This window comes from Paenibacillus sp. FSL R7-0128, from assembly GCF_038002245.1.
GTDB lineage: Bacteria > Bacillota > Bacilli > Paenibacillales > Paenibacillaceae > Paenibacillus_AQ > Paenibacillus_AQ silagei.
This window is the reverse complement of sequence record NZ_JBBOCD010000001.1, coordinates 7684660-7706086: the sequence shown is the minus strand read 5'-3', so window position 1 is coordinate 7706086 and position 21427 is coordinate 7684660. Positions and strand designations below refer to the sequence as shown.

Sequence of the window (21427 nt, the reverse complement as noted above, 5' to 3'; positions counted from 1 at the left end):
GGAGAGATATGGGGATTTCATTTACAGTACTGTCCAGCGGTTCTACCGGGAATGTGACAGTGGTGCGTAACGGCGAGACCACACTTATGATCGACGCGGGTCTGAGCGCGAAGCGCATTGACGAACTGCTGGCCATGCGCGAACTGACGGGAGCGGAGCTGGACGGAATTCTTGTGACCCACGAGCATTCGGATCATATTAAAGGGCTGGGCGCGATGGCCCGCAAGTATAATCTTCCGATCTATGCGAATTCGAACACCTGGGGAGCGATTGAGAAGGGGATTGGCAAGATTGAGGAGCATAACCGGGTCATTATGGAGACCGGGCAGCACCGGGATTTCGGCAGTATGCGGGTGGAATCCTTCGCCATCTCCCACGATGCCGCAGAGCCGGTAGCTTACAATTTCTATGACGGCAAGGAGAAGCTGTGTGTTGCGACAGACCTCGGGTATGTCAGCGACAAGGTGAGAACGGCCATATCGGATGCCGATGTGCTGGTGCTGGAGTCGAATCATGATATCGAAATGCTGCGGATGGGGCGTTATCCCTGGAATACGAAGCGGCGGATTCTCGGCGATCTGGGGCATCTGTCCAATGAGGCGGCAGGTGCAGCGCTCAGCGAGATTCTGAGCGGGCGGACCAAGCGCGCCTATCTGGCACATCTGAGCAGAGACCATAATATGATGGATCTGGCGAAGATGTCCGTGCGCGGGGCGATGGAGGACAGGGGCTGCTTTTACAAAGACAGTGAGTTCAGGCTCTGCGACACCTACTATGACCGGCCTACGCCATGGGATAAGGTGAGCCAGTCATAAGACGGTCAACCTCGGTAATCTTGTGCTCCAGCTCCTGGCGGGAGAATAGCCCTTTATCAATTAACAGCTCAATCATTGCATGCTGTACAAGAATCAGCTGATAATGTTCATCCTTAAGGTCCCCCAGCTTGCCAATGAATTGCACCAGATCTTTACTTGTTGAAAAAGACTCCATAGTCCGGCCCTCCTTGTGAAATGGATAGTAATGAAGCTGTGAATAATTTACATTTATTTAACATAGAAAACATGTGGGCAGCGCGGCTGCCTGTGATACAATCATATAGAGCGTTCTAATCCTATTGTAGTCTTTTAAGTTGCAAAATATTCCGGATACAAGCTGTTAAACTTTTTAGTAGCTTATTAGAATAATAGACATCCCTTGCGCTTAGAACCCACTGGAATGTGGTGAATAAATCAAGTGAAACCTTTTAGTACTTCATGAAGTCTAAGAGATATAGCGGTTAAGCTCGGGCGTGGTTGCTTGGCGTTCAGGTCGTGAATGCGGTGGCAATAGAGGGGAGAGAGTGTAACATGGGATTATTTGATGATGATTTCTATTCAACCAAGGTGTCACGGCGCAAAAGCGGCAAATCTAAATCAACCGGCGGATATGCTGACGGCAAGTGGGCTGTCCGCAAATCGAAGCGGTCGCTGGCAACTTGGCAGATCTCGCTGATCAGCTCTGTCTGCAGTGCTGTAGCGGCTGTGCTGCTGTTCAGTCTGGTAACGGGACAATTCGCCGCTGAGAGAGCTCAGGCTCCGGTGGTTATTGATAAGGTGGCTGCGAGCAGCGCAGATCCGTATGACCGGATTATTCAGGCTGCTGCACATATCCGCCCTGCGGTAGTGAGCATCATTAATCATAAACAAGATAATAAGGAACTTAATATTCTCGATGAATCCGCGCTAGGCTCGGGAGTTATCTATAAGAAGGATGACAATAAGGCATTTATCATCACGAATAATCATGTCATTGAGGGTGCCGGCAAGCTGGAAGTGGTTACAGTAGACGGCGTGACACACAAGGCGGAGCTGGTAGGTGCCGACAAGGTGAGCGATATTGCTGTGCTCTCCATTGACGGCAAGGGAATCGACCGGATTGCTGAGATCGGGGATTCCTCCAAGCTGCGTCTGGGTGAGACTGTCATTGCCATCGGCAACCCGCTGGGGCTTGGAGATACACTGACTTCCGGCATTGTCAGCTACACAGAGCGGACGATTCCAGTGTCACTGAACCAGGATGGCGTGTACGATTGGGAGCAGGAAGTGATCCAGACGGATGCGGCCATTAACGAGGGCAACAGCGGGGGCGCACTAGTGGATCTGGACGGCAAGGTGATTGGTATCAATACGATGAAGATCTCCGATACGGGGGTAGAGGGACTGGGCTTTGCGATTCCCTCCAATCACGTGGTGGATACAGCCAATGAGCTTACCTCCAAAGGCCGGATAGCCCGGTCATACCTGGGCGTCTATTCAGTGGATCTGAATAATCCTTATGTACCGCTGGCCGATGACCAGCGTAAGGAGCTCAATCTTCCGTCTCTAGTGACCGATGGGGTTGTGGTTCTGGATGCTGTGGGACCGGCGAAGGAAGCGGGTCTGCAGCTTAACGATGTGATTACCAAGTTCAACGATAAGCCGATTACCTCCACGCTGTCGCTGCGCAAATATCTGTACGATCATACCAAGATCGGCGATAAGCTGAAGATTACCTTCTACCGCAATGGTGAAGTGAAGCAGACCACAGTCCAGCTTCTTGAGAAGCCAGAGGAATAAAATTGGAAATGGCCGTATATAATAATGAGGCAGTCACGATTACGGAAACAGTTCAAGCCGTCCTTTTCAGGAAAAAAAGAAGAGGGCGGGGCTGTTTCAAGAATAAATAAATGGGGTAATTGGTAGCAATGGGTATAAATATTACAATTTATTATGACTGGTAGCCCTTACATTGGGAAGTAGTCCTTATAAGGGAAAAAACGGAGGAATTAGGATAGAACAGCTTGCCTTTGTTATTAAGGTGTGGTAACATGAAATTGTTCTTACATTGATACCTTATTCTCGCATTGAAAAGGGCTGTCAACCAAAGCTACAACCTTTCTCAATGTGTGAATTTTTTCTTTGTCTGAAGATAAAAAGAACATATTAATTTAAATTTGTGGAGGTAACACACATGCAAACAGGTACAGTTAAATGGTTCAACGCAGAAAAAGGATTCGGTTTCATCGAAGTTGAAGGCGGAAGCGACGTATTCGTTCACTTCAGCGCAATCACTGGCGACGGCTTCAAAACTTTGGACGAAGGCCAACGCGTTGAATTCAACGTTGTTCAAGGCAACCGCGGACCACAAGCCGAAAACGTTGTAAAACTGTAATTAATAGAAGGTACCGTCCCCGCTTGTGAAAGTTGGGACGGTCTTTTTTTATCATCACTTGCTTGCAACATAAAGGAAGGGAGGAACGGCAATGAACTACCGGAAAAAGCCTTTGGAGGAAGTACCGGAAGAAAATACCGCAATTTGGGCCTGTACCAACGAGGATTGCAATGGATGGATGAGGGATAATTTCGCATTTGAACATGCGCCTTCCTGCCGTCTCTGTCATTCCCCAATGGTTCGTAGCATGAAGATGCTGCCGCAATTGCTTAATTCAAATGGCGATCTCAAATCGCTTAAGAAAGGTATTTCCATTACCTAGACCAATACCTTTATGAGTCAAGACAACTATATATGCAGGACACCTTCAAGACGGTGAAACCGTCTTATTTTTTTTGCTTTTAAATGCAAAATTGTGATATTTGTCACAAATTTATTGTTTTTTATGCCTAAACGGGGCGTATAATGTGATAATTATCACACTTTGAGTGATGGGAATTTGACAAAATAGACATAACGAAATGGGGAGAAGGAAGGGGAGAAATATGGATACAGTACTGCTGTCGCGTATACAATTTGCGTCGACGACAATTTTTCATTATTTCTTTGTGCCAGTATCGATCGGACTTGCGCTCATAATTGCCATTATGGAGACCATGTACGTAAGAAAGGGCAATGAAGAGTACAAAAGAATGGCGCAATTCTGGGGGAAGCTATTCCTGATTAACTTCGCAGTAGGTGTAGTAACAGGGATCTTGCAGGAGTTCCAGTTCGGGATGAACTGGTCGGATTATTCGCGCTTCGTCGGTGATGTGTTCGGGGCTCCGCTTGCGATTGAAGCCTTGTTGGCCTTCTTCCTGGAGTCCACGTTCATCGGAATCTGGATCTTCGGCTGGGATAAGGTATCCAAGCGGATTCATCTGTTATCCATCTGGCTGGTCGCCTTCGGAACGATGCTGTCGGCATTCTGGATTCTGCTGGCTAACTCGTTCATGCAGCATCCGGTCGGCTTCCAGATTAACAATGGCCGCGCGGAGATGAATGACATCTTCGCACTGATTACAAACGGCCAGCTGCTGGTGGAATTTCCGCATACAGTGCTTGCCGCTTACGCTACGGGCGCCTTCCTGGTAACAGGGATCAGTGCATACAAATTGCTTAAGAAGCAGGACGTTGCCTTTTTCCGAAAATCATTCGAGATTGCAGCAATTGTAGGGGTTATCTCATCCTTCGGCGTTGCGGTTGCAGGACATGCACAGGCTCAATATCTGGTAGAGACACAGCCAATGAAGATGGCCGCATCCGAAGCGCTGTGGGGTGAGAGCGGCGACCCGGCACCTTGGACGGTGTTTGCCAATATCGATGTGAAGAACCAGACCAACAGCAATGAAGTTCAGGTTCCGTATCTGCTGAGCTTCCTGTCCTACAGTAAATTCTCCGGTGAAGTGAAGGGGATGCTGGAGCTGCAGCAGGAGTATGAAGTGGCCTATGGGCCAGGAGATTATATTCCGCCGGTCAAAACAACCTTCTGGAGCTTCCGGATCATGGTGGCTGCAGGCTCGCTGATGATACTGTTTGGGGTATACGCGATCTACCTCATGTGGCGTAAAAAGATGGACAGACCCAATACCTGGTTCATGCGCTTCATGTTCTGGGGACTGCTGCTTCCGCCGATTGCCAACACGGCCGGCTGGATTATGACAGAGATCGGGCGTCAGCCATGGACTGTATTCGGACTTATGACTACAGAAGACAGTGTATCACCTAATATTACCAGCGGACAGGTACTGTTCTCGGTGATTTCTTTTACCGCGATCTATGCCATATTGGGTGCAGTGCTAGTCGGCCTGTTCGTCAAAGTGATCAAAAAAGGTCCTTATGCTATGGATAACGAACACGGTGAATCCCACGATCCGTATAACAAGGAGGGATCAACTCATGCTTTCTCTTAATGAATTATGGTTTCTGCTGATTGCGGTGCTGTTCGTCGGGTTCTTCTTCCTGGAAGGCTTCGACTTCGGTGTAGGGATGGAGACGCAGATTCTGGCCAAGAATGATACGGAGCGACGGATACTGATCAATTCGATCGGTCCGTTCTGGGATGCAAATGAGGTATGGCTGATTACGGGTGCCGGTGCCATGTTCGCGGCCTTCCCGCATTGGTATGCTACGCTGTTCAGCGGTTTCTATATTCCGTTTGTATTTGCTCTGCTGGCGCTAATCGCCCGTGGTGTCGCCTTCGAATTCAGAGGCAAGCGCGATTCCAAGGCTTGGCAGAAAACATGGGATGTCTGCATCTTCTTCGGCAGCTTCCTACCGCCGTTCCTGCTCGCCGTGGTATTCGCCAGCTTCATCAAGGGCTTGCCGATCGACAAGGATATGCAGATGTATGCCGGATTCTTCGATATCGTCAATGCTTATACAGTGGTTGCAGGGATTACGGTTGTCCTGCTGTGTCTGGTGCACGGGCTGATGTTCACTACGCTCCGCACGCTTGGAGATCTGCAGGAACGGGCGCGTAAGCTGGCCCAGAAGCTGCTGATTCCACTGGCGGCGCTCTTGGTAGCCTTCGTTGTGATGACATATACTATGACGGATATCTTCGATAAACGCGGAACGTTGCTATGGATTGTAGTCGTTCTCGCTGTAGCCGCTTATCTGCTGGCCGGATATTTCATGACTAAGAAGAAGGACGGCTATGCCTTCGGGATGACTGGTGCTGTGATGGCGCTGTCTGTTGCATCGATCTTCATCGGACTGTTCCCGCGGGTGATGATCAGCTCGCTGGATCAGGCATTCAACCTGACGATTACGAATTCGGCCTCCGGCCAATATTCGCTGAAGGTGATGACGATTGTAGCGCTGACCCTGCTGCCGTTCGTGCTGGGCTATCAAATCTGGAGTTATTTCATCTTCCACAAACGGGTTCATGAGAAGGAGCATCTTGAATACTAATGGATAAAAATTTGCTTGGGTACAAAGGAGTTAAGCCTGTATTTCTGCTGGTTGGCTTCCTGACCCTGGTGCAAAGCTTCTCCATTCTTCTGCTGGCGAAGTCGCTGGCAGAAGCTGTCTCTGCGCTGTTTGCGGGAGAACCGCTGAAGGAACAAGGGGCTAGAGCGCTCTTGTTCCTTCTTGCGTTTCTTGTGCGTCATGCCTGCGCTATGCTGATGAGCCGGGCGGCGTACCGCTTCGCGGAAGCGACCGGCAGCAGCATGCGGAGACAGATGATGGACAAGCTGTTCCAGCTGGGACCACGGCTGGCTGGCGACCGGGGAACCGGAAATATGGTCACATTAGTGCTTGAAGGAGTAACGAAGTTCCGCACATACCTGGAGCTGATTATTCCGCGGATGGTCGGTATGGCGGTAACACCCGCTCTGCTGCTTATCTATGTATTCACCCTGGATACGTCCAGCGGTGTCATTCTTACCTTAACGATGCCGATCATTATTGTATTCATGATCCTGATCGGGATGACGGCCCGCAAGCAGATGGACCGTCAGCTGAAGTCCTACCGTACCTTATCGAATCACTTCGTGGATTCACTGCGCGGTCTGGAGACGCTGAAATATCTTGGACGCAGCCGCAGCCACAGTGAGAGTATTGCTAAGGTCAGTGACCGCTACCGTTCAGCAACCATGCGTACGCTGCGAGTCGCCTTCCTGTCATCGTTCGCACTGGACTTCTTCACCATGCTGTCTGTCGCTTCGGTAGCGGTAAGTCTCGGTCTGCGTCTGGTCAATGAGCAGATGACGCTGGTTACCGGACTGACGATCCTGATTCTCGCGCCGGAATATTTCCTGCCGGTGCGGCTGGTGGGTGCAGATTTCCATGCCACACTGGACGGCAAGGAGGCCGGAGAAGCGATGAAGAGCATCATTGACCGTGAGACGGTCCAGGCGAAGCTGCTGGAGCCGGGTGGGCAGGGAGCGGTGAAGGGCGATGGAGGAGAGCTGCCGGGAGGCGTTTTCACGTGGAACAATGATAGTGAACTTCGGCTTCATGCGGTGGGCGTACAATATGAAGCTGACGGTGTATCCTCGCTCGAAGGGGTGAATCTCGACTTCAGGGGATATGCCAGAATCGGTATTATCGGGGAGAGCGGGGCAGGCAAGTCTACGCTTGTAGATATTCTGGGCGGCTTCCTTCATCCAACCTCCGGAAGCCTTACGATCAATGGAAGCTTGGTCAGTGCGCTGACCGATGAGGGGTGGCGGAAGCAGACGGCTTATATTCCGCAGCGCCCGTATATCTTCAGCGGCACTCTGGCTGATAATGTCCGGTTCTATTATCCTGAGGCTTCGCAGGAAGCGGTAGCTGCCGCGCTGGAGTCGGCAGGTTTATCGAAGCTGGTGTCCTCGCTGCCGGAGGGATTGAACGAAATGATCGGCGGCGGCGGCCGTTCGCTCAGCGGCGGACAGGAGCAGCGTGTGGCTCTGGCCCGCGCTCTGCTGAGCAGCCGCCCCATCATGCTGCTGGATGAGCCGACGGCCCATCTGGACATTGAGACGGAATATGAGCTGAAGGAGACGATGCTGCCGCTGTTCGAGGGTAAGCTGGTATTCCTGGCTACACACCGCCTGCATTGGATGATCGACATGGATCTGATTGTCGTTATGCAGCAGGGACGGGTGGCTGAAATAGGCACACACGACGAGCTGACTGCGCGGAGGGGTGCTTATTATGAGCTTATTCAAAGTCAATTGGAGGGAATCCATTGAAACGTGAAGGATGGTTTGCTCCCTATTACTCTGCCTACTTCTGGCGGTTCGTGTTAATTATCTTGCTGGGCGCGCTGACGATCTTCTCAGCGTCTTCGCTGATGTATACCTCCGGCTTCCTGATCTCGAAGGCCTCGATTCCGCCGGAAAATATACTGATGATCTATGTCCCCATTGTTGGTGTGCGTACCTTCGGGACCAGCCGGGCTGTCATCCACTATGTGGAACGGCTGGTGGGACATGACACGATTCTGCGCATTCTGTCGAAGATGCGGGTCCGGCTGTACCATATGCTGGAGCCACAGGCGCTGTTCTTGTCCTCACGCTTCCGTACCGGGGATATTCTCGGTATGCTTGCCGATGATATTGAATATTTGCAGAATGTGTATCTTCGGACGGTCTTTCCGAGTATTATCGCGCTATTAATCTATGCAGCGGCGATGATTGCGCTCGGGACGTTCGATGTGGCCTTTGCTCTGCTTATGGGACTCTACATGCTGGTGCTGGTAGTCGTATTACCGCTGATCTCCCTCTTGTTGACCCAGAAGCGTCAGCGTCAGGTGAAGCAGGAGCGGAACCGGCTGTATCAAAAGCTGACCGATGCTGTGCTGGGCTTAAGTGACTGGGTCATCAGCGGGCGGCAGAGCCAGTTCGTCGATACGTACGAAGCGGACGAGCAGGCGGTTGCCCGCATAGACGGTTCGCTGCGGCGCTGGGCACGGCTGCGTATGTTCATCGGGCAGGCCGTTGTCGGCCTGGCTGTGTTGTCTTTGTTATACTGGGCGGCTGGACAGTATGCTGAAGGGGCGATTGCCGGAACGCTGATTGCGGCGTTCGTGCTGGTGGTCTTCCCGGTGGCAGATGCCTTCCTGCCCGTATCCGAGGCTGTGGAGAAAATTCCGCAATACCGGAATTCACTGGAGCGGCTGGAGGGCGTGGAAGCCGCAGCGGGAGATACCCCGCTTAGCGCGGGAACTGCTGCTGGGAGTGCCGGAGCGGAAGCTCAGGCTGCCGCTGCGCTGCAGGCGGCTAAGGCCAGCGGACAGGTTCAGATTGAACTGAAGTCGGCGGGCTACCGCTATGCGGCAGGTGACGACTTCTCTGTTCAGCAATTGGACCTTGCGCTGCCGCAGGGGCGGAAGGTTGCAGTGATCGGCCGCAGCGGAGCCGGTAAATCGACACTGCTCAAGCTGGTGCAGGGCGTGATTGCGCCCACCATCGGCTCCGTGACGATTAACGGTATCGATGCTGCGGCTTACGGTGAGCGGATTCCGCAGCTCATCGCGGTGCTGAACCAGAGCCCGCATCTGTTCGACACCACGGTGGCGAACAATATCCGGCTCGGGGACCCGGGGGCTTCGGAGGCAGAGGTCCAGCAGGCGGCAGCCCTGGCGAAGCTGGATACGCTGATCTCTTCGCTGCCGGAGGGCTATGATACTCCGGTACGCGAGGCGGGGCAGCGCTTCTCCGGCGGAGAGCGCCAGCGGATGGCCTTGGCCCGTATTCTGCTGCAGAATACGCCGGTGGTTGTGCTGGATGAGCCAACCGTTGGCCTCGACCCGCGCACGGAGCGCGAGCTGCTGGCCACGATGTTCGAGGCAATGGCCGGCAAGACGCTGATCTGGGTCACGCATCATCTGGTGGGCGCCGAGCAGATGGACGAGGTCATTTTCATGGAGAACGGCCAAGTGGAGATGCGCGGCACCCATGCCGAGCTGATGGAGCGGCAGCCGCGTTACCGCAAGCTCTATGAGCTGGACCGCCCGGGTCAATATCTGAATGGGGCAGATGGTGTGTAGAGGCTAGGATTAGAGCCGAGGTAAGTGTGTGAGTACAAAGGTAAAAGCTCTTCCTGTCCCGCTGGGGGCAGGAAGAGCTTTTTTTGCACGTGCGCCCAATGTAATCGGAAAACCGATCACATTGGGCGAGTGCTGGGTGTTCGGGCGGGATGTAATCGGAAAACCGATCACATTGGGCGAGTGCTGGGGTGTGCGGGTCGGATGTAATCGGAAAACCGATCACATTGGGCGAGTGCTGGGGTGTGCGGGTCGGATGTAATCGGAAAACCGATCACATTGGGCGAAAGTGCTGGGTGTTCGGGCCGGATGTAATCGTGTCCATGTCCGGTGAATAGGACAAACCCGGGAAATTAAGGTACACTTAACTGGATGATCCTGTCAGGATCAATTAGAACGGGGTGGAAGCATATGATAACGGAGGGCTCCTGTGATTATAAATAAGGAGAGATTAATCAATGGTATCAACAACGTGCGAATTAACATGGAATCTGGACCGGATCTATCCCTCGTTCGAGTCGGAGGGATTTCAGCAGGACCGCCGGCAGGTGGAGAGCCTTGCCGGGGAGCTGAATACATGGTCGGCCTCGCAGCCCGTTAGCGGGCAGGCTCCTGCAGAACTGATGGAAGAGTTCCTTAAACAATATAATGCGTATCAACAGCTATATTTGCGTCTGTTCAGCTACGCGGAGCTGCGATTCAGTGCGGACAGCCAGTGTGAGGAAGCCGTCAATCTGATGGACGAGCTGGAAGAAGTGACCAGCGGGGCGGGGGAAGCTCTGGTCCGCTTCAGCAAATGGCTGGCAGGGGTAAGCGCGGATGAACTGGAGCGGAGTCTCCGTTTCAGCGCTTATCTGGAGCAGCATAGCTTCTATCTGCGCGGATTACAGGGGAAATCGCAGCATATGCTCAGCGCAGAAGGCGAAGCGGTGATTGCCCGGATGCAGAACACCGGCTCGAAGGCGTGGGAACGGCTGTACATGCAGACGCTGTCTACACTGCGGACCGATCTGGAGCTGGCCGGAGTGACCCGCAGTGTGACACTGGCGGAGCTGCGGAATCTGGTCTACGACCCCGATTCTGCGGTACGGCGGGCGGCGGCTGAAGCAGAGCATGAGGCTTGCCGCAGCGTAGCGGAGCAGAGTGCCGCCTGTATCAATGCTGTCTCCGGTGAGGCGGCAGCCATCTATGAGCTGAGGGGCTATGCTTCCCCGCTGCATAAGGTGCTGGAAGCAGCGCGGATGGATGAGGAGACGCTGGAGGTGATGCTTCAGGCCATCCGGGAGAGCCTGCCGGTCTTCCGGGAGTATTATGCCGAGAAGGCTGGGCGGCTGGGGCATTCGGGGGGACAGCTGCCGTTCTGGGATGTTTTTGCGCCCATTGGCACGGAGTCTTCAATCCGCGTCACCTATGCTGAGGCCCAGGCGATGATTATCGCGGGGTTCAGCAGATTCAGCCCCGAGCTGGGCGGGTTTGCCCGCAAGATGTTCGGGGAGCGCTGGATTGATGCCGAGCCGCGCAGCGGGAAAGGCAATTTCGGGATGTGTGTCGATATCGTCCCGATTGGAGAGAGCCGGATCATAACAAGCTTCCACGGCCAATATATAGATGTGAGTGTGCTGGCTCACGAGATTGGGCATGCATACCATACCAGCCGCCTCGCAGGACATACGATGGTCAACATGGATTATCCGGTGCCGATTGCGGAGACGGCGTCGATTTTTTGCGAGAGTCTGATTCATGTTGAACTCTTGAACTCGCTGCCTGCGGAGGAAGCGGATGCGATCCTGGAACGTAGTCTCTCGGATGCGGGGTATTATATTGTCGATTTCTATGCCAGGTACTGCTTCGAGAGCGCGCTCTATGCCCGCCGGTTATCCGGTCCCCTCCCATTAGAGGAACTAAACGCACTGATGCTGGAGTCGATGGCTGCCGCTTACGGGGATAGTGTGCTGCCCGGGTCCATTCATCCTTACCAGTGGATTAGCAAGGCCGGGTATTATATGGCAGGCAATGAGTTCCTGAACTTCCCGTATTCCTTCGGGCTGCTGTTCTCCAAGGGGCTGTATGCCCAGTACCAAAAGCAGGGGCAGGCGTTCGTGAGCCGCTATGAACAGTTCCTCTCAGCGACCAGTACCCGGAGTATCGCAGACGCTGCGAAGCTGATGGATATTGATGTGCATTCCCTGGATTTCTGGCAGGAGGCGCTCGGATTCATTGCCGGGGATGTCCGGAAGTTTGCGGGGCGGGAATAAGAGTGTATTTTGCGCTGCGTGAGGTTCCTTTTTGCAGGGAAGTGTGGTAGAACAGTAGTATAAGTCTACGCCGCAGCGGCACAGAAAGGGATGCTTGATTGAATGTATGTAGTCTGTAAGGAACACGTAGAGCTGGCCATCGACAAATTTGTGGACGAGTACGAGGATGCACCAGATGTAGTCGATCTGAAGGAGACGGAGTTCTCGGACTGGGACCCGCCGGCGAAATGTGCGGAATGTGAACGAAATGCGGAATATCTGGTCGTCTGAGGACGGCCGGAATAAGAAACACCCTGTGGCCGTGAAGGCTGCAGGGTGTTTTGGCGTGCGGTGTATGCGTGAATGGTGCAGTTGCGGATTTAGCAGTCTGCGGCTTTCGCCATCTCGGCCAGCGGGCTGCGCTGACTGCTCCGCAGGTAGATGAAGGCGGAGCCGATCGCCACGATTGCTGCAACTGACAATCCCCAGTAGATGTTGGAGTAAGCGGCCTGAAGCGGCAGGCTGCGCTGCCATTCCAGGGCGCTGGCGGCCATCGCGACGCTGAAGGCACCGCTGAAGAACTGCAGCAGCTGGAAGAGCCCCATCCCGGAGCCGATCTGCGAAGCAGGCAGGATACGCGAGATTTCATTCGATACACTGCTCGACAGTACAGTGAATGACAGGCTCATAATCATGTAGACGAGCATGACGGCGATCCAGGATTGTCCGGCGAATAGGGCGAACAATACGGTGGCGGCCAGAACGAGCAGCGGTGCGAAGCGCAGAATTCCGGTGTTGCCGTAGCGGTCGATCATCCGTCCGACCAGGCGGGAGACGAAAATGGCCAGCAGTGAGCCCGGGAAGATGACAAGCCCGGCATGGCTGGCGCTGAAGCCGAAGCGGTGAGTCAGAATCTGCGGCAGCAGGAACAGGGTAGCGAAGCTGCACAGGTAGGAGGCAACCCCGATCAGCGCCAGTACCAGATATGGCCGGTTGCTGAACAGCGCTGGCAGCACGAATGGATCAGGGGTCGTGCGGATACGCCCTACAAATAAGGCAATCGCGGCGATGCCGGCGATCAGCGCGATCCACAGTCCGCTGGTCAGGAACAGGAGCAGACCGGTGGTACCCACGCCGAGGAAGATCCCGCCCAGAACGTCGAATGAGCCGCGAGCCGGAACTTCCTTGGGCAGCAGGATCAGGAACAGCGGCACCAGCAGCAGAATAGCTGCAGTGACTGCGAACAGCCAGGTCCAGCCGAGGTATTCCACAATGGAGCCGCCGGCTACCGGACCCAGACCCAGTCCCAGGGAGACGGCCGACATAATCGTCGCCATGGCTTTGCCGCGCCGGGCCTGCGGAATGTAGCGGGTGAACAGGACAAGGGACAGCGACATCACGGCGCCTGCCCCCGAGGCTTGCAGAATACGCACAATCAGCAGGAAAATGAAGCTGGTGCTGAAGAATCCGGCCACAGCAGCAAGCCCTAAGGTGAGCAGCCCGATAACCAGCAGCCGGCGGATCGGCAGGAAGTCCGAGAGCCGGCTGTATGTGATTGAGGCAATAGAGAACATGATGGAATACCCGGTTACAATCCAGGAGGCGGACGCTGCGGTGATGCCGAAGGTCTCGGTTACATCAGGCAGGGCCAGATTGAACATCGCTGTGTTCATAATAACGAGGACGACAGCAACGCTGAATAGCAGAGTTAACAGTCCTTCCCGTGGAAGAGCCGCTTGCGGAGCAGCCATTGAATGCTCTTGATCGCCCTCAGAAGCAGGTGATGAGGTCATGAGAAAGCCACTCCTTCATTCTTTTATTGTATTGTTCGATTACTTACGAACTATTGAAATATAGCATGCGCTAATGTAAAATGCAATTAGGAAATCATCGTGAAAAGAAGTACTATTATATACTCTGAAGGAGTCTTATTCATGAAGCAGCTCCATCATCCGGACCGCAAGGACATTCAGCTCGCCTCGGTGCTCTATGCGCTTAGCGACCCGATCCGTCTATATGTAGTGTCGGAGATCTGTAACCACGGCCCGCAGTCCTGCAACAGCTTCAAGGTGCCGATTGCCAAGTCCACGCTGACCCACCATGCCCGGACGCTGCGCGAAGCGGGTGTCATTCATACCCGGGTGCAGGGTACCCAGCGCATTCTGTCCCTGCGGACGGAAGATCTGGACGAGCGGTTCCCCGGACTGCTGGATTCCGTATTGCAGGCTTACGTCAGACCCGGGCCGGATGAGGGATTCGGGGAGCCGGAAGAGGAAGGGCAAGAGCAGGGATAACAATCATATACCGTATGACATCATCGCCACTCCAGATTCTGGGGTGGTTTTTTGAAAATATAAGAATGTATATGTTTCACGCTATACATTATCCTTCTATTTCTCGCCGAAACGGTACCGTCCTTTAAAAGGACGGCAAAGCCGTTTCCACTTGTATGTACAGAGCATACAACCGTTACCATTGACAGAATTGTGTCAGGTGAAGTAACATTTTAAATTGTAATGATAATCATTCTCGATTAGAAAAGAGGAAGTCAACGCTATGTTCGCATCTAAAGGTAAGAGGCTGCTGCAAGGCCTGCTCGTATTATTGGTTATATCCATGGTCGCTGCAGGCTGTTCATCGAATACTACGGAGAAATCATCGGCTGCCGGAGACGCACAAGCTGCGAAGACCCTTACAATGGCGTGGCCCCGGGATATCGGACCGATGAATCCGCATTTATATAATCCGTCCCAGCTGTTAGCCCAGTCTATGATCTATGAGCCGCTGGTCAGTTATCAGGACGGGAAGCTTGTTCCGGCTCTGGCTGAATCCTGGACACTGTCGCAGGATGGCAAGGTATACACGTTCAAGATCCGCAGCAACGTCAAGTTCTCGGACGGAACGGCTTTTACCGCACAGCTGGTGAAGAAGAATATGGATGCGGTCTTACATAATAAGAAGCTGCACACATGGCTGGGCATGATCCCGCTGATTGAGAAGACAGAAGCGGTTGATGACACTACGTTCCGGCTCACGCTGACAGAGTCGTATTATCCGGCACTGTACGATCTTGCGGTGGTGCGGCCGGTACGCTTCCTTGGCGAGGCGGGCTTCCCCGAGGATGGCGATACGTCCAAGGGCATTCGTAGCCCGATTGGAACCGGACCTTGGGTGCTAAGCGAGTATAAGAAGGATGAATCGGCAACCTTTACACCGAATCCTTACTATTGGGGCGAGAAGCCGAAGGTGGACAAGGTGGTGGTGAAGGTGATCCCGGATGCGGAGACCCGTGTGCTGTCTTTTGAAAAAGGGGATCTGGACCTGATCTACGGCGAAGGTCTCATCAGCTATGACGCTTACAAGGAGCTTGAGAGCACCGGGAAGTACGTCACTAAGCTGTCTGAGCCGATCGCAACCCGCAATCTGGTGCTGAATACCATGAACGCGAAGCTCGCTGATCTTAAGGTCCGTCAGGCACTTAGCATGGGCTTCAATAAGGAAGCGATGGTCGAAGGGGTGACGCTGGGGCTGGAGGAGAAGGCGGACAATATCCTGCCTCCGAATCTGCCTTATGCCAATATCAAGGTGAGCCCGGTAAAATATGATGTGGAGCAGGCGAATGCGCTGCTGAATGAAGCGGGCTGGAAGCTGCCTTCAGGTGGGGGCGTGCGGGAGAAGGATGGACAGAAGCTTGAGCTGGAGCTGATGTATGATAAGGCGGATCTGACGATGAAGTCCATGGCGGAGACTCTGCAAGCTGAATGGGCGGGGATCGGTGTGAATCTGAAAATCACCGGCGTCGAGCTGACCGTCTACATCCAGCGCAGAAAGGCCAATGAGTTCGACATGAATTTCTACTCGACGTTTGGTGCGCCGTATGACCCGCATTCCTTCATGACTGCCGTTGTACAGCCGGGCTACGGGGTCTCGGATACTCTGGCGGCCTTGCCGATGAAGGCTGAGATCGACAAGAAGATTAAGGAAGGTATGGCTATCACAGATGACAAAGCCCGTACCGGGCTGTTCGGCTCTGTGCTCACTACGCTGCAGGAGCAGTCTTCGATCCTTCCGATCTCCTACATCAAGCAGATGGCAGTGTACCGGGACAATGTGGCTGAATTCAAGTTCCCGTCCAACCGGGATGAATACCCGCTTCATGGTATTGAGAAGAAGTAGTAGTCACGCAGGAGGGTTCTAAGTGGGCGTATATATCGGAAAAAGAGTGCTGGCGATCATCCCCATCATTCTGTTCTCCTCATTGCTGATGTTCGTGATGATCCGGGTAGGGCCGGTGGACCCGGCTGAAGCCTATCTGGCTGCGGCGCATATCCAGCCGGATGATGAAGTGCTGGCCGCCAAGCGGCATGAATTCGGGCTGGACCAGCCGCTGCTGACGCAATATGTTCAATCGGTGGGCCGGCTGCTCCGGCTGGATTTCGGCCATTCCTACCTGTCCAATATGCCCGTATGGGGAGAGGTTGCCCAGAAGCTGCCCGCAACGCTTCAGCTTGCGTCCGCCAGTATCGTGCTGGCGCTGGTGGTTAGCATCCCGCTTGGGGTGCTAGCGGCGATTTACAAAAACCGGCTGTTAGATCATGTGATCCGGGTATTCGCCTATATCGGCGCCTGTGTTCCGGTCTTCTGGATCGGCTATCTGCTGATGTTCTTCATCTCGGTTAAGCTGGAATGGCTGCCTGTGGAGGGCAGAGGGTCTGTGCAGCACCTGATTCTTCCGTCTATTACCCTGGCACTCTGGCTGATTGCCATCTACGCGCGCCTGCTGCGGACGACCGTCCTGGAGGAGCTGAAGGAGGCTTATGTCCGGTATGCCCGGGCAAGAGGGATTAAGGAACGTGTGATTCTGTATAAATACGTGCTGAGAATTGCCATAGCACCGCTTATTACAGGACTGGGCATCAATCTGGGGAAGCTGCTGACAGGGGCGATTATCGTAGAGCAGGTATTCTCCTGGCCGGGCTTCGGCCGGTACTTCATTGAAGCGATCATTAACCGTGACATTCCGGTGATTCAATGCTATGTCATGCTCTCGGTCTGTGTGATTGCCGGGAGCAATCTGATAGCCGATCTGCTGCAGCTGTTCCTGGACCCGCGAATTGCGCGTAAAGGGAGGGCCAGCCAAGGATGAATAACTTAAGCAGCCGTTTAAAAGGCAAGAGAGTGATCATGATCTGCGGCAGCCTGCTGATCCTGTTTGGTCTTGCTGGCCTGTTGGCCCCGTGGATCTCACCGCATGACCCGATACGGGTGAACCTGGCAGCGAAGCTCAGTCCGCCCTCGTGGGAATATCTCCTGGGGACAGATCAGCTGGGCCGGGACAATCTATCCAGGCTGCTGTATGGAACACGGATCTCGCTGGGCTTTGCCTCGCTTATTTTTGCCGCTTCCTTAGGGGTGGGATTGCTCGCAGGAGTGGTTTCGGGGTACAGCGGCGGGTGGCTGGATGCTGCGCTGATGCGGTTGTGCGATGGCATTATGTCTTTTCCCAGTATGATTCTGGTCTTCGGTCTGATCGGGATCCTGGGGCCGGGCCTGTCTCAATTGGTTATTGCTCTGATGCTGGTGCAGTGGGTGTACTTCGCCCGGATGTTCCGGAATATGATTGTCAGCTTGAAGGAGCGGAATTTCATCACGGCAGCGCGGATCAGCGGCTCTTCCCCCTGGCAGATCATGAGCAGGCACCTTATTCCCAATATTCTGCCGTCGATTGTGGTGATTGGGACGCTTGAGATGGGCTGGGCGATTATGGATATCTCGGCGATGTCCTTCCTGGGCCTGGGCGTCCAGGCGCCTACACCGGAATGGGGGGCGATGCTGAACGAAGGGAAATCCTTCATCCGCAATCATCCCGAGCTGATGCTCTATCCGGGCCTGATGATTATTATGGTTGTAGCTTCGTTTAATCTGCTGGGCGAGGCGCTGTCTGAACGGTACGGGATCAAACGAGGCTCCTGAAAGAAGGAATGAGCGAATCATGGAACAAGCGGAATATGTGCTGCAGGTGAAGGATCTGAAGGTATCTGTGGAGACAGCGGCAGGATATTTGCCCCTCATAGAGGATGTTAGCCTGGAGCTGAAGCCGGGGCGTGTGCTGGGTCTTGTGGGAGGCAGCGGCAGCGGAAAAACCGTAACATCGCTGGCGCTCCTCCAGATGCTGGACCGGCAGACGAGTGTGATCGAAGGCAGTATCCGGCTGCATACCCGTGAGCTGAACGGACTTCCGGAGAAGGACATGCGCAGGCTTCGCGGCAGTAGTCTTGCCCTGATTATGCAGAATCCGATGACAGCCTTCTCTCCGGTGTACACCATCGGCGTGCAATTTGTGGAATCGATCCGTACACATGTGAAGCTGGGAAAAAAAGAAGCCAGAGCCTGCGCGATCCGCTCCCTGGCTGATGTGAATCTGCCCGATCCCGCAGCGCTGCTGGGAAAGTATCCGTATGAGCTGAGCGGCGGGATGCTCCAGCGGGTGATGCTGGCGCTCACCCTGTGTCTGAAGCCCTCCGTGATCATTGCCGATGAGCCTACTACGGCTCTGGATGTGACCAATCAGCTCCAGGTGCTGCGGCAGCTGGACCGGATGCGGCAGGAGCATGGAACCGCTATTCTGCTGATCTCCCATGATCTCGGCGTCATTGCGGAGCTGGCTGATGAAGTTGCGGTTATGCAGCACGGGCGGATTGTTGAGACCGCCGATGTATTCGAATTATTCGATCATCCCCGGCATGAATACACCCGGGAGCTGCTGGCAGCAAGGCCGCTGCTTCAGCTTAGTCCGCAGTTAGGGGGCCAGCTATGACTGGAATAGCGGCAGAATACATGCTTGAGGTCAGGGAAGTTACCCATACCTATGCTGCATCCCGCCGGTGGAGGCGTCCTGCGAAGCAGGATAATGTGTTGTCCGGCGTGTCTCTTCATATAGAGGAGGGAACCTGCCTGGGGCTGCTGGGATCAAGCGGAGCCGGTAAAAGCACACTGGGCCGGGTTATTCTCGGGCTGGAGCCGCCCCGCGCGGGCCAGGTGCTGATTCAGGGCCAGGATCTGTATAAGCTGAGCCCGCAGGCGCGCAGGACCATCCGCCGCGATCTGCAGGTGGTCTTCCAGGATTGTTATTCTGCCGTGAACCCCCGGATGACAGCAGAGCAGATTATTGGTGAGCCGCTGTCCAATTACGAATCCTTGAGCGTTCAGGAGCAGAAGCGGGCGGTAGGTGAGCTGCTGGAGTGTGTTGGACTAAGTGCGGCGGACATGCAGAAGCAGCCCTACCAGTTCAGCGGAGGACAGCTGCAGCGGATCAATATCGCCAGAGCGATTGCGCTGAAGCCTAAGCTCATTGTATTGGATGAGGCGGTTAGTAGTTTAGATATGATTAACCAGGCGAATATTTTGCGGCTGCTTGGGGAGCTGCGGGTTGCGTTCGGTCTGTCATATCTGTTCATCACCCATGATATTAAGGCCGCCTGTATGATCTCAGACGCACTGGCTGTCATGGATCAGGGCAAGATAGTGGAATATAACGACAGCAAGGAGCAGTTCCTGCAGTCCTCTCATCCTGCGGTTCGGGGCTTACTCGATTCCATGCTTGCGGAGCATCCGCGGAACCGGCACAGGGAGCTGCCCAGGAACGCTGTACAATAACGGTAAACATCCCGTGAGCAATGGAGCAATAGAGGAGACTACACTCTCGCCGAAACGGTACTGCCCTTTTATAGGACGGTACCGTTTTCGCTTTATATGTTTTGGGGCCCCCGCAAAGTACCTGAGTCATCATCGAAGCTAAAGCCTCACTTTGTGGGGTTATTTTATGGATCAAGCTTCTTATAGGACTCATTTGCTTCCGCTAGTACCTCCGCTCCGCCCGCCGCCAGGAACTCCTCGACGAACTCCCCGAATTCCTCAAGCGGACGCTCCCCGGTGATGAAGGCAATATACGCCTGGTCTCTTAGGTTAATTAGCCCAGCGCTGTTCCTGATCAGAGAGGGCGTAGCCACCTCCAAGGCATTATAGATGCCGTCGTGATCCAGCCCCAGGGTTGCCGCCCATTGCTCGCTCCGTCCGGCAGGAAGGATGGGCAGGGTCATGCCGATCCCCGCGCCGATCGTATTCTGGTAGCTGAACTTATGGTTATACGGCGGCAGCAGGATGATATCCTTCTTGTCCGTTCCGGCCCAGTCCCAGTGTGTCCCCTGAATACCATACTGCAGAGATGCCGCCTCATCGGGGTCAGGATTTGCGCTGACGTAGTCCAGCAGCTGGAGGATCTTCTCCAGCTTGCCCGGCTCCTGGGTAGCATCCGCGCCAATGGCGGTGAAGCTCATCAGCATATCGTAGGCTTTGGAGCCGCGTCTGCCGTCCGGACCGCTAACCGGCCGCCCGAAAGCGATCTTGGCCTGCGGATGCTTCGCGGTTAACTCCTTGACGTTAAACATTGCTTCTACCGGAACCAGTCTGGCTGCCTTCTGGTCATCCAGTCTCCAGTCTGTATAATCCCCTGCCTGTGTCCAGTGATAATAATTGCCCATGGAGGTCATGCCGATCCGTCCGTTAATGAAGGCGTGCGACAGATGCTTGTAGCCTCCGCTATTCTCCCCGGTGATGAACTCGGGATCAATGACCCCGTCCCGGTACCATTTGCGGAGATAACGCAGCGCTTCCTGCATATCCGGCTCAAGAGCGCCAATAACCAGTCCCTGATCCTTCCGGCTGAAGTAGAGCTGATCCGTGAAGACCATCTGCCCGAAGGCGCCGAAGACAACATTCATGCCCTCCTGCGACAAGCCGTAGGTGTCCCGGATACCGTTGCCGTCGGGGTCTTCGTTCGCAGCCGCATAGATGAATTTCTCGAAATCGGCCAAGGTATCCGGCACCTTAAGGCCGAGCTTGTCCAGCCAATCCTGCCGGTAGACCACGGGGACCCGATAGATATTGGTAGGATTAATGACCGGAATGCCGTAATAGGCCCCGTTAATGCGGCCATATTGCTGATAGGCGGGTGCATTCTCGCGGATGGCCTTAAGAATATTGGGAGCGTAGGTGTTCAGCAGTTCCTCAGGAATAGGGGCGAGCACGCCCTGCTGCTGGTACTTCAGCAGATCCTGGGTCTGCCGGACCCGGAACAGGTCGGGAATGCTGCCTTGCACCAGCCTCTGGTCGAGCAGGGATTCATATTTGTTATTCGGCAGATTCCAGAAGTCCAGATCTACCTTGAACTTCTGCTCCAGCTCCCGCACCATTACGGCATCCTCCGCAACCGGCAGATTCTGATGCATGGTCCAGGAGATTTTGAGCTTCGGGGCAGAGGAAGCGGGAACAACAGAATCAGCAGAATCAGAAGCGGAAGCGGATGGATCCAGCAGCTCTTGTCCAGGCGCAGACGAGAGGGAAGCTGGCTGCCCGCTGCAGCCGCAGATCAGCCCCAGGAGGGGCAAGAGCATTATTCTTTTATACATATACATAAGGCACCCTC

General features: G+C 54.2%; 19 protein-coding genes. 16 read left to right on the top strand and 3 right to left on the bottom strand.

Going from position 1 to position 21427, the window contains the following annotated elements; all coding sequences use genetic code 11:
• Positions 1 to 8: 8 nt before the first annotated feature.
• Entirely contained in the window at positions 9 to 815 is an 807-nt protein-coding gene (locus NST26_RS33130) for an MBL fold metallo-hydrolase (protein ID WP_036699804.1), read from the top strand.
• Here NST26_RS33130 and NST26_RS33125 read toward each other — a convergent pair.
• Entirely contained in the window at positions 784 to 990 is a 207-nt protein-coding gene (locus NST26_RS33125) for a hypothetical protein (protein WP_209879260.1), read from the bottom strand. The two genes, NST26_RS33130 and NST26_RS33125, sit on opposite strands and share 32 nt — an antisense overlap.
• Before the next feature lie 356 nt (positions 991 to 1346).
• Between NST26_RS33125 and NST26_RS33120 the strand changes: the two genes are divergently transcribed.
• The 9 genes from NST26_RS33120 to NST26_RS33080 all read left to right on the top strand — a co-directional run bounded on the left by NST26_RS33120 (position 1347) and on the right by NST26_RS33080 (position 12234).
• Positions 1347 to 2594 (top strand): S1C family serine protease, encoded by a 1248-nt coding sequence (locus NST26_RS33120; RefSeq protein WP_036728019.1) that lies wholly within the window; start codon positions 1347 to 1349, stop codon positions 2592 to 2594.
• Between the two features lie 394 nt (positions 2595 to 2988).
• The gene (locus NST26_RS33115; protein WP_019914582.1) at positions 2989 to 3189 is read left to right on the top strand and encodes a cold-shock protein; all 201 of its coding nucleotides are present in this window, start codon (positions 2989 to 2991) and stop codon (positions 3187 to 3189) included.
• A gap of 91 nt (positions 3190 to 3280) precedes the next feature.
• A complete protein-coding gene (locus NST26_RS33110) occupies positions 3281 to 3511 on the top strand; it encodes a cold-shock protein (protein WP_036699797.1) in 231 nt (76 codons plus the stop codon).
• Between the two features lie 223 nt (positions 3512 to 3734).
• Positions 3735 to 5141: a cytochrome ubiquinol oxidase subunit I gene (locus tag NST26_RS33105; RefSeq protein WP_339252619.1), complete on the top strand. Its 1407-nt coding sequence runs from the start codon at positions 3735 to 3737 to the stop codon at positions 5139 to 5141.
• The gene (gene cydB / locus NST26_RS33100) at positions 5128 to 6144 is read left to right on the top strand and encodes a cytochrome d ubiquinol oxidase subunit II (RefSeq protein WP_339252617.1); all 1017 of its coding nucleotides are present in this window, start codon (positions 5128 to 5130) and stop codon (positions 6142 to 6144) included. Before NST26_RS33105 ends, cydB begins: the two co-directional genes overlap by 14 nt.
• The gene (cydD, locus tag NST26_RS33095; RefSeq protein ID WP_340956948.1) at positions 6144 to 7913 is read left to right on the top strand and encodes a thiol reductant ABC exporter subunit CydD; all 1770 of its coding nucleotides are present in this window, start codon (positions 6144 to 6146) and stop codon (positions 7911 to 7913) included. The genes cydB and cydD overlap by 1 nt, the downstream gene beginning before the upstream one ends.
• Positions 7910 to 9712, top strand: coding sequence for a thiol reductant ABC exporter subunit CydC (gene cydC, locus NST26_RS33090; RefSeq protein ID WP_339252613.1), 1803 nt, complete (start codon positions 7910 to 7912; stop codon positions 9710 to 9712). Before cydD ends, cydC begins: the two co-directional genes overlap by 4 nt.
• Before the next feature lie 455 nt (positions 9713 to 10167).
• Positions 10168 to 11964 carry a M3 family oligoendopeptidase gene (locus tag NST26_RS33085; protein WP_339252611.1) on the top strand — a complete coding sequence of 599 codons (1797 nt, stop codon included), beginning with the start codon at positions 10168 to 10170 and terminating at the stop codon, positions 11962 to 11964.
• A gap of 102 nt (positions 11965 to 12066) precedes the next feature.
• On the top strand, positions 12067 to 12234 hold the full coding sequence (locus NST26_RS33080; RefSeq protein WP_063829067.1) for a CxxH/CxxC protein: 168 nt from the start codon (positions 12067 to 12069) through the stop codon (positions 12232 to 12234).
• Positions 12235 to 12323: 89 nt separating this feature from the next.
• On the opposite strand, the gene NST26_RS33075 is transcribed toward NST26_RS33080, so the two are convergent.
• Positions 12324 to 13736 carry an MFS transporter gene (locus NST26_RS33075; RefSeq protein WP_245367922.1) on the bottom strand — a complete coding sequence of 471 codons (1413 nt, stop codon included), beginning with the start codon at positions 13734 to 13736 and terminating at the stop codon, positions 12324 to 12326.
• A 141-nt stretch (positions 13737 to 13877) separates the two neighbouring features.
• On the opposite strand from NST26_RS33075, the gene NST26_RS33070 reads away from it, so the two are divergent.
• From NST26_RS33070 to nikE, 6 genes are all read left to right on the top strand, one after another.
• Positions 13878 to 14237: an ArsR/SmtB family transcription factor gene (locus NST26_RS33070; protein WP_036728009.1), complete on the top strand. Its 360-nt coding sequence runs from the start codon at positions 13878 to 13880 to the stop codon at positions 14235 to 14237.
• Between the two features lie 262 nt (positions 14238 to 14499).
• Positions 14500 to 16119 carry a nickel ABC transporter substrate-binding protein gene (gene nikA, locus NST26_RS33065; protein ID WP_339252606.1) on the top strand — a complete coding sequence of 540 codons (1620 nt, stop codon included), beginning with the start codon at positions 14500 to 14502 and terminating at the stop codon, positions 16117 to 16119.
• Positions 16120 to 16141: 22 nt separating this feature from the next.
• The gene (gene nikB, locus NST26_RS33060) at positions 16142 to 17089 is read left to right on the top strand and encodes a nickel ABC transporter permease (protein WP_036728006.1); all 948 of its coding nucleotides are present in this window, start codon (positions 16142 to 16144) and stop codon (positions 17087 to 17089) included.
• Positions 17086 to 17916, top strand: a complete 831-nt coding sequence (gene nikC / locus NST26_RS33055; protein ID WP_339252605.1) for a nickel ABC transporter permease subunit NikC — start codon at positions 17086 to 17088, stop codon at positions 17914 to 17916. Before nikB ends, nikC begins: the two co-directional genes overlap by 4 nt.
• Before the next feature lie 19 nt (positions 17917 to 17935).
• Positions 17936 to 18760: an ABC transporter ATP-binding protein gene (locus tag NST26_RS33050; protein WP_339252604.1), complete on the top strand. Its 825-nt coding sequence runs from the start codon at positions 17936 to 17938 to the stop codon at positions 18758 to 18760.
• Positions 18761 to 18780: 20 nt separating this feature from the next.
• Entirely contained in the window at positions 18781 to 19599 is an 819-nt protein-coding gene (nikE, locus tag NST26_RS33045; RefSeq protein ID WP_339257678.1) for a nickel import ATP-binding protein NikE, read from the top strand.
• A gap of 164 nt (positions 19600 to 19763) precedes the next feature.
• Here nikE and NST26_RS33040 read toward each other — a convergent pair whose 3' ends face one another.
• Complete coding sequence (locus NST26_RS33040; protein WP_340980742.1) at positions 19764 to 21416, bottom strand: ABC transporter substrate-binding protein; 1653 nt, start codon at positions 21414 to 21416, stop codon at positions 19764 to 19766.
• Between the last annotated feature and the right edge of the window lie 11 nt (positions 21417 to 21427).

Coding starts and splice junctions, on each gene's coding strand:
- nikC (WP_339252605.1), top strand. CDS start 17,086: ATGAATAACTTAAGCAGCCGTTTAAAAGGCAAGAGAGTGATCATGATC.
- cydB (WP_339252617.1), top strand. CDS start 5,128: ATGCTTTCTCTTAATGAATTATGGTTTCTGCTGATTGCGGTGCTGTTC.
- NST26_RS33085 (WP_339252611.1), top strand. CDS start 10,168: ATGGTATCAACAACGTGCGAATTAACATGGAATCTGGACCGGATCTAT.
- NST26_RS33120 (WP_036728019.1), top strand. CDS start 1,347: ATGGGATTATTTGATGATGATTTCTATTCAACCAAGGTGTCACGGCGC.
- NST26_RS33040 (WP_340980742.1), bottom strand. CDS start 21,416: ATGTATATGTATAAAAGAATAATGCTCTTGCCCCTCCTGGGGCTGATC.
- NST26_RS33105 (WP_339252619.1), top strand. CDS start 3,735: ATGGATACAGTACTGCTGTCGCGTATACAATTTGCGTCGACGACAATT.
- NST26_RS33050 (WP_339252604.1), top strand. CDS start 17,936: ATGGAACAAGCGGAATATGTGCTGCAGGTGAAGGATCTGAAGGTATCT.
- nikA (WP_339252606.1), top strand. CDS start 14,500: ATGTTCGCATCTAAAGGTAAGAGGCTGCTGCAAGGCCTGCTCGTATTA.
- NST26_RS33070 (WP_036728009.1), top strand. CDS start 13,878: ATGAAGCAGCTCCATCATCCGGACCGCAAGGACATTCAGCTCGCCTCG.
- NST26_RS33075 (WP_245367922.1), bottom strand. CDS start 13,736: ATGACCTCATCACCTGCTTCTGAGGGCGATCAAGAGCATTCAATGGCT.
- nikE (WP_339257678.1), top strand. CDS start 18,781: ATGCTTGAGGTCAGGGAAGTTACCCATACCTATGCTGCATCCCGCCGG.
- NST26_RS33115 (WP_019914582.1), top strand. CDS start 2,989: ATGCAAACAGGTACAGTTAAATGGTTCAACGCAGAAAAAGGATTCGGT.
- NST26_RS33125 (WP_209879260.1), bottom strand. CDS start 990: ATGGAGTCTTTTTCAACAAGTAAAGATCTGGTGCAATTCATTGGCAAG.
- cydD (WP_340956948.1), top strand. CDS start 6,144: ATGGATAAAAATTTGCTTGGGTACAAAGGAGTTAAGCCTGTATTTCTG.
- NST26_RS33080 (WP_063829067.1), top strand. CDS start 12,067: ATGTATGTAGTCTGTAAGGAACACGTAGAGCTGGCCATCGACAAATTT.
- NST26_RS33130 (WP_036699804.1), top strand. CDS start 9: ATGGGGATTTCATTTACAGTACTGTCCAGCGGTTCTACCGGGAATGTG.
- NST26_RS33110 (WP_036699797.1), top strand. CDS start 3,281: ATGAACTACCGGAAAAAGCCTTTGGAGGAAGTACCGGAAGAAAATACC.